The sequence below is a fragment of the Emticicia sp. genome, assembly GCF_043780375.1.
Taxonomy (GTDB): domain Bacteria; phylum Bacteroidota; class Bacteroidia; order Cytophagales; family Spirosomataceae; genus Emticicia.
This window is the reverse complement of record NZ_JAYWCU010000271.1, coordinates 1-7,081: the sequence shown is the minus strand read 5'-3', so window position 1 is coordinate 7,081 and position 7,081 is coordinate 1. Positions and strand designations below refer to the sequence as shown.

Annotated in this window: 8 protein-coding genes; 6 read left to right on the top strand and 2 right to left on the bottom strand. The window is 34.9% G+C overall.

Annotation, left to right across the window (positions count from 1 at the left end; genetic code table 11):
- Positions 1–649: FAD-dependent oxidoreductase (locus tag ACH2CJ_RS20000; protein WP_394995831.1), on the top strand; the 649-nt coding region annotated here is incomplete at its 5' end.
- Here ACH2CJ_RS20000 and ACH2CJ_RS19995 read toward each other — a convergent pair.
- Positions 629–1,918 (bottom strand): DUF5690 family protein, encoded by a 1,290-nt coding sequence (locus ACH2CJ_RS19995; protein WP_394995828.1) that lies wholly within the window; start codon positions 1,916–1,918, stop codon positions 629–631. The two genes, ACH2CJ_RS20000 and ACH2CJ_RS19995, sit on opposite strands and share 21 nt — an antisense overlap.
- Before the next feature lie 733 nt (positions 1,919–2,651).
- Here ACH2CJ_RS19995 and ACH2CJ_RS19990 point away from each other — a divergent pair.
- Positions 2,652–3,065 (top strand): hypothetical protein, encoded by a 414-nt coding sequence (locus tag ACH2CJ_RS19990; protein ID WP_394995825.1) that lies wholly within the window; start codon positions 2,652–2,654, stop codon positions 3,063–3,065.
- On the top strand, positions 3,041–3,766 hold the full coding sequence (locus tag ACH2CJ_RS19985) for a hypothetical protein (protein WP_394995823.1): 726 nt from the start codon (positions 3,041–3,043) through the stop codon (positions 3,764–3,766). The genes ACH2CJ_RS19990 and ACH2CJ_RS19985 overlap by 25 nt, the downstream gene beginning before the upstream one ends.
- A 114-nt stretch (positions 3,767–3,880) precedes the next feature.
- Here ACH2CJ_RS19985 and ACH2CJ_RS19980 read toward each other — a convergent pair whose 3' ends face one another.
- Positions 3,881–4,303 carry a MarR family winged helix-turn-helix transcriptional regulator gene (locus ACH2CJ_RS19980; RefSeq protein WP_394995821.1) on the bottom strand — a complete coding sequence of 141 codons (423 nt, stop codon included), beginning with the start codon at positions 4,301–4,303 and terminating at the stop codon, positions 3,881–3,883.
- Between the two features lie 117 nt (positions 4,304–4,420).
- Between ACH2CJ_RS19980 and ACH2CJ_RS19975 the strand changes: the two genes are divergently transcribed.
- The 3 genes from ACH2CJ_RS19975 to ACH2CJ_RS19965 form a co-directional block, all read left to right on the top strand.
- The gene (locus ACH2CJ_RS19975) at positions 4,421–5,659 is read left to right on the top strand and encodes a flavin-dependent oxidoreductase (protein ID WP_394995819.1); all 1,239 of its coding nucleotides are present in this window, start codon (positions 4,421–4,423) and stop codon (positions 5,657–5,659) included.
- The gene (locus ACH2CJ_RS19970) at positions 5,656–6,192 is read left to right on the top strand and encodes a DUF3237 domain-containing protein (RefSeq protein ID WP_394995817.1); all 537 of its coding nucleotides are present in this window, start codon (positions 5,656–5,658) and stop codon (positions 6,190–6,192) included. Before ACH2CJ_RS19975 ends, ACH2CJ_RS19970 begins: the two co-directional genes overlap by 4 nt.
- 152 nt (positions 6,193–6,344) lie before the next feature.
- Positions 6,345–7,081 (top strand): SDR family NAD(P)-dependent oxidoreductase (locus ACH2CJ_RS19965; protein WP_394995815.1); only part of this gene is annotated, 737 nt, incomplete at its 3' end.

The following is a 7,081-nucleotide window of genomic DNA, read 5'->3' as shown; positions in this document are numbered from 1 at the left end:
GAACAATGCCACGGTTATTTTATGTGACCAAAATACCGATGAAGTAATAATAAGGACTTCAGAAAACGAGCAGTTTTCTGCGTCAAAAGTATTACTTTGTTGTGGTTATACTTTCAATATATTGTACCCAAAAGTATTCAAAAAAAGCGGTTTGATTGTCAGTAAATTACAAATGCTTCAAACCGTACCAATGAGTAATGTTTTATTAGCAGGAAATATTCTAACAGGATTGTCAATTAGGCGTTATGAATCTTTCGAAGCAATGCCGTCGTATAAAAATATTACAATGCCTGAGCATTATACTGAACTCAAAAAATGGGGAATTCATCTTCTTTTCAAGCAAGCAATTGATGGTTCAATCATTATTGGTGATTCACACGAATATGCACCAGTAGGAAAAACAGACTACTTGGGCTTCGATACTAAGGAGTTGATTGATGAGTTGATTTTGAAAGAAGCTCAACGAATTGTACATTTTGCTGTTGGAAAAATTGCCCGAAAATGGGCAGGTTTTTATGCCCAACATCCTGACGAGATTTTTGAATACAATATTTCTCCAAACATTTATATATGCACCGGAATTGGTGGTAAAGGAATGACTTCGAGTTTTGGTTATGCAGAATCGAATTTAGATAAAGTGAGGCGGTGATTGAATTTCTGTACTTTGTTTTCGACCAAAAAACCAAATCGAAATAATCCATAAAGCCAAACACAATCCCAAAATGCCATAACTTAAATTTATCAAAATATTGACTAAACTCAGTTCTTTCATGAAAAATTCTCGGTAAAACATTAAAAAAATACTACCGAGATAGCCCATCGAATCGCAGATATAAACAAAAAATCCAGCGTTAGCGTTGAGGTTGAAAACGGCAATAAAACGTTCAAAATAAAGCGTTTGGATAATTAAATAAGGCAAGAAGAAAGAAATGCCAAGTAAAATCATCCAATTATAGGCAGAAATATTTCCCTTTTGAAAAAGCCAAGTGCTTGTTCCACAAGCCAAGATACCAAACAATATTAGAACCTGAACATAAACAAATGCTTTTTCATTGTTTTTAACAAAACCTACGCTTATAAGCATAAGCAATACAAAAAAGCCAATAATCATTTCGGTTTGAGCAAAGGTGTTTTTATCAAAAACAACATCTAAACTTTTCCAGATTTCAACCGAAAAATTATCTCTAAAATCTCTCATTGTTGTTAGCAACATATAAATCAAAACGATTGCCCAAAATCCTATTGAAAAGTCTTTCAATAATGCATTTTTTTTGATTTTTGTCATGGGTTCTCTCTTGTTTCGGAGCAATAAATCTTGCATAGTTGGTGGCGGAATTTTAGCCAACATCCACACGAAAAAGTTAAAAATTGGCAGAAAAATGAGTCCGATGAAAGCGGGCATCCAAAACTCTGAAATTTGGGTTAAATCCTTAATAGTCAAATAGATAGTTTTTAAAATCCCCGAACCCATCACTAAATTAATACTTAGTCCGACAGAAATAAATTCGGTTATTCGACGACCTTCCAAAAAACTAAAAATCACTCCCCAAACCATCCCCAAGGGCAAACCATTCAACAACATAAAAGTCCAGTTATAGGGAAAAGGAACTAAACCAAACAGCACCAAAGCAAATTCTGAGATGAGTATTAAGCTGATAATCAATAAGATACGTTTGTTGGGACGAAGTTCCGAAATGATTTTTATCCCTAAAAATTTTGAAATCATATACCCCAAAACTTGGGTAATAATAAGTAGGGTTTTGTAACTCAACCCAAATAATACATAACCTTCGTATAGGCCTGTATTGAATGGTTTTCTGAAAGCATACATACAAAAATATGTTCCGAAGGCAGCTATGATGCACCAAAAAATAAGAAAAGATTGTTTTTGAAGAAGAGAGTTTAGTGAGTATTTCATTGAAGTGTTTTCTTGAATCCAAAGAAAACACCTTAATATTAATTGGAGATAAAGTATTAATTAACAAATAGTTATCAATTGCATTTTCATGGCTGGATCAATGCTAATCGCAATTTTGGTGAATAGAAATGCAGTTATATTGAAGTATTTCAGTCAGTACTTATATTTTTTGTACTCAATATTGGAAATACCAATACTTCCTCGATTTATACTTTTTTTAACCTACTTACTTGTTTTTCGATTTAAAGAAATTTTGTATATTTGTATTGTGAGGTAGATTTATTGCAATTTTGATGTTTAGTCTGAATATCGAAACTTCGACAACAAAACATCTCAAATAATTAGAACTCCATTCTTTCAAGGATTAATCCTGTTAGAACCAATGAACTACTGCAAGCCCCTCAAATGATATTCTGAGCGGCTTTTTTTGTTTAGCAGAACTAAACTAAATAAGATGAATTTACGAATTTTTCTTTTTTTTTATTCTCTATTTCTGGCAAACTCTTGTTTTTGCCAAAAATATGAACCAATTAACCTTGAAAATATTAAAAAATATTTTGATGGATCAATCAATTATTTGGTTAAAAGCCAGTGCGATAGTACGATTCAATGCAAACAATACAAAGGAGAGTGGGAAGTCTGGATGGAATTGACTGAACCCTTTTTTTTTCTTGGTAGAAGGCAAAAAAAAAGAGATTCTAACTGTTTTACGATTTCAGCTATTCATAATTTTTTGTCCGAAATTTATATAACTGATACAACTTTAGCCCTATTAAAACCTACACTCTTAGAGGCTTTTAATGAAATTCAGTCATTTAGGCAAGGCGAAAGATTTAACTTTTGGAAAGCCTTGCCGCCGCAGAGAGATTTAAGAATTGGTAAAGAACCTAATCCAATTTCAAGGGTAAGAAGACCAACAAATTTCAAACTAAAATCAAGGTTTATAAATAATACTTCTAATGTTGCTGAAGATGCCGATGATACTTCTCTCGGAAATTTGGCTTCCTTTTACCACAATAAAATTTTTGCTGATACCTTAAATCTCATCTCATCAGCTGGTTATGATAAATACATTGACTTAAATCGAAAAACAGAAATTGGTTCAATATCCTTTTTCATGGAATGCCAAATTCAGGAGCTTTTTTGACTTGGCACGGACAAGAGCATGAATATAGGTACTGGAATATGCTCAGGTCTGCTTTTAGCGGTGTGTTTGTTTTTGTTCCAATAAGTCCTTCATATCCAAAAGCCTATAAATCTTGGGTGCCTTTTGGTGCAAATGAGGTAGATATTGTAGTAAATGCCAATGTTTTGACTTATTTGGCAATAACAGATCAGCTTGATAATAGCCTTGGAAAAAAAGGATCATTGCTTGTTATTAATGAGTTGCTGAAACGAGAGCGTTGGGAAAACACCGCTATTTATTATCCAAATTCTTATCATATTCACTATGCAGTTGCAAGGGCATATTCAGCGGGACTAACAGAACTGGCTCCATCTTGCAAAATTATTTTAGAACATTTAGTTAAATCTCAGCAAGTCGATGGAAGTTTTACGAGTGATTTGTGGCTGAATAATGGCGATTTGATACAATCAACTACCTACAGTCTTCATGCTTTGTTGGATTTGAGAGCGAGAGGAATGAACATACCAAAGCAAAGTATAAATAAAGCAATTGAATTTTTATTATCCAAAGCGATTTTTGAAAACAATAAAGTAAGATGGAACGGTGGCATTTATTTTTCAGGAGGCACTTTTGTTAGAGGAATTATGGTTTGGAAATCAGATGCCTACACCACCGCTATGATAGCCAAATGTTTACAGAAATGGATGATTTATGAAAGATGAGCGTGTAGCTTTATTTTGAAATACCACAGAATTAAAGTAGATTTTAATCTAAAAAATGATGTTCTCAAAGTATTTGTTGGTTAATCTAGTTCTTTCCGTTCCAACAAGTCTAATCTAAACCTTTCGTGTAGTTTCAAGCACATTACCAATCACTTTGCGAAATGTAGCAAGCTCGTCGGTTGGGATATTTCCGAAAAGATTTTCTTCCAAAATATTAATGGCAATATTGCAGAAACCCAAAACCTGGATTCCTTTTTCGGTTAAACCTATGCGTAATATTCGTTTGTTTTCAACATCAATATTTTTAACTAACATCTCTTTCTTTTGTAGAGTCGTAACGGTTTCATTCATCGACTGCGGAGTCATTTTGAACCTACGTGATAATTGAGCCGAAGAAAAATCGGTTGGATTATCATTCACAAAATTAAGAATAATAAACTGAGCCAACGTAACATCATATTTAGTCAAAACCTTATTCATGGCAAAGGTTATTTCTGTCTCAATTCTTTTTATCAAATAAACGGTTCTTGCGGGCATAATTCATTCGTTTTTGTACAAAAATAGTAAACCGTTTGCTATTTCTGTGAGGTCTCTTTACATTTGTTTATTTTATAAGGATACCTGATATTCTCTCTAACCTTTGCAAGATTTGGCATGAAAGTAATAATAATTGGTGGTGGTATTGGTGGACTAACCACTGCTTTATGCTTAAAAAAAGCAGGTTTTGAAGTAAAAGTTTTTGAATCGGTCAAAGAAATAAAGCCTTTGGGGGTTGGAATCAATACTTTGCCGCACAGTGTGAGGGTGCTGACGAATCTTGGTTTACAAGAAAAAATTGCTAAAACCGCCGTCGAAACGCAGGATTTACTCTATTTCAATCGCTTTGGGCAAAAGTTTTGGGAAGAACCTCGTGGACGATTTGCGGGTTATAAATGGCCACAATTTTCGATTCATCGAGGAAATCTCCAAATGTTGCTTTTTGATGAAGTACAACAAACCATCGGAGCGGAAAATGTTTTTACAAATCATCATTTACAAGCGTTTCAAGAAACAAAACATGAAGTAATTGCGACTTTTATCAATCGTGAAACTGGCGAAGTAATTCATCAAGAAAAAGGTGATATTTTGATTGGTGCAGACGGAATCAATTCGGTCGTCCGTAAGCAATTATACCCACAAGAAGGCGATCCGTGCTATTCGGGAAATGTTTTGTACCGAGGCACCACTTGGATGAAACCATTTCTGTCGGGCAGCTCAATGGTTATGATTGGAAGTTTGAAACAAAAAATGGTCGTATATCCTATCGACCCAAAATTAGATGAAAACGGTAATCAACTTATCAATTGGGTCGCAAATTTAAAAGAAACTGACTCCGAAAAAATCACTATTAGAGATTGGAACCGCCAAGCCGACAAAGCTCGTTTAGTTGATATTTATAAAAATTGGAATTTCGATTGGCTCGATGTATCAAAAATGATTGATAAAACCCATGCCATTTATGAGTTCCCAATGTCTGACCGTGAGCCGCTCGACCGTTGGACTTTCGGAAGAGTTACGCTTCTGGGTGATGCCGCCCACCCAATGTATCCGATTGGTTCAAATGGTGCTTCTCAAGCTATTTTAGACGCCGACTGTTTAACTGAAATGTTGATAAATGAACCTGATGTGCAAACTGCACTACAAAAATACGATGCCCAAAGAGTACCAGAAACAGCAAAAGTTGTACTTCAAAATAGAGCAAAAGGGCCAGACCAAATCATGGATATGATGGATGAACGCTTTCCAGTAGGTTTTTCTGAAAATGAAATTCCATATATTGAATTAGAAACAGTAATGAATATGTACAAACAAATTGCTGGATTTGATGTCCAGAGTTTAAATCAAAAAAAATGAAAACAACTTTAGTTTTTACCCTTTTTACTTTGTTTTTTGGGAGCAAAATTCAAGCACAAAACACTAATAAAAGCATGGAAAGTCCCCAATTAGAATTCGTTTGTGAATTAAAAGTTTTGGTAGCTGCCCCGATGGTTGTTGGCGAAACTGCACGTGGCGTTCGACGAGTAATTCCGATTGTTGGAGGTACTTTTGAAGGACCAAAAATGAAAGGTGAGATAGTAAACGGTGGTGCCGATTGGCAAATCGTCAGAAAAGATGGCGTAGCCGAATTAGAAGCACATTATACAATTAAAACCGATGATGGTACCTATATTTATGTCAAAAATGTTGGTTTAAGAGTAGCTACACCCGAAATTGCTGCTAAAATTGGACGGGGTGAAAAAGTTGGTTCAAATGATTATTATTTTAGAGCTGTACCAAAATTTGAAGCACCGACGGGCAAATACGAATGGTTGAATAATGCCATTTTTATTTGTAAAGGAATCCGAAATCCTGATAGTGTAACGATTCAAGTTTGGAAGGTTTTATAGGTAAAAAGAAGAAAAATACACATTTTTAAATCATTTCTGAGTAAACTTGGTCTTTTTCATATCAATCGTTTAGAAATTGTTTTATCATATATAGTCTTGATATACACTTTTTAGGTTTTATGCAATTTATATTAATTAGAATATCTTATATAATGCAAAATAAAATTTTCAATAATCAAGTAGCCATTGTTACAGGGGCGGGTGTAGGAATCGGTTTTGAAGTGGCCCGTCAGTTAGCCGCTCAAGGAGCTAAGGTAGTTTTAAATGATATTGATGAAGATTTAGCAAATTTAGCAAGTCAGAAAATCAACCATCAAGGTGGCTTGTGTGCAGTATTTAGTGGAGATATTTCGGAGATGGGAACTATTGAAGGTATCGTGAAATTTGCGGTGAATACGTTTGGTAAATTAGACATTCTCATAGCCAATGCAGGAATCACGACCTATGGCAATTTTTGGGAATATCAACCAGAATCAATGCAAAAACTATTCCAAGTTAACCTTTTCGGAACGTTTTTCTTGACACAAGCAGCAACCAAACAAATGGTTTTGCAAGGACACGGAGGCACTATTTTATTAACTTCTTCAGTAACGGCTCATCAAGCCCATCTAAACTTGGCAGCTTACGGCATGACCAAAGCAGGTATTGAACAGCTATCAAAAAACTTAATTGTTGATTTAGCTCCACATAATATTAATATAAATACAATCGTGCCCGGGGCAACTCTTACCGAGCGTACTTTGGAAGATGCAGCATACATAGAAACTTGGTCGAGAATTACGCCATCGGGCAGACCTTCAACCATTGAAGATATTGCCAATGCAGCTTTGTTTTTGGTTTCGCCATTGTCGAGACAAATCATGGGGCAAAACTTGGTGATTGATGGCGG